Origin of the sequence: Corynebacterium sp. UMB6689 (assembly GCF_030215295.1) — a bacterium.
Taxonomy (GTDB): Bacteria; Actinomycetota; Actinomycetes; order Mycobacteriales; family Mycobacteriaceae; genus Corynebacterium; species Corynebacterium aurimucosum.
Genome location: NZ_JASOLS010000068.1, coordinates 1 through 416 on the forward strand (window position 1 = coordinate 1; position 416 = coordinate 416).

General features: G+C 55.5%; 1 pseudogene. It reads right to left on the reverse strand.

The window, feature by feature from the left end:
• Nucleotides 1-143: 143 nt before the first annotated feature.
• Nucleotides 144-416 (reverse strand): annotated as a pseudogene (locus QP363_RS12705) (IS256 family transposase); the annotation flags it as partial.

Genomic DNA, 416 nt, shown 5'->3' on the forward strand with positions numbered 1-416 from the left:
AAATCAAGATCACCGCATTATCCCAGGCTGCCCCAGGAATCCGTATCGGTTTATCCACACGAAATGTCCCTTAAGCCCTCTTTGAGTAGTTTTAGGGGCGTTGAGCTTGCAGGGATGCGGCTTAAGGGACATTTCGTGTGGATTTAGGAGCGTCCGGCCCAGCCTTTTCTTATGCCTAAGCTGGGGTTCCATTCGCTGTCGATGTGGATGTCGTATGTGGCTGGTCGCCCGTCTGGGTGGCCGCGTCGTGTGAGTTCTTCTCTTGCCCAGGCTGCGCGTGCTGCTTTTTCTCCTTGGCGTCCGAAGTCTTGTTGCTTGGCTAACTCCAGCGGCGCTACAGGGTCTTCGGTGTGGGTGTAGAGCCACCAGTCCATGGTGATGCGCTGGTGCTCATCGAACATGCCACGATGGTTTCC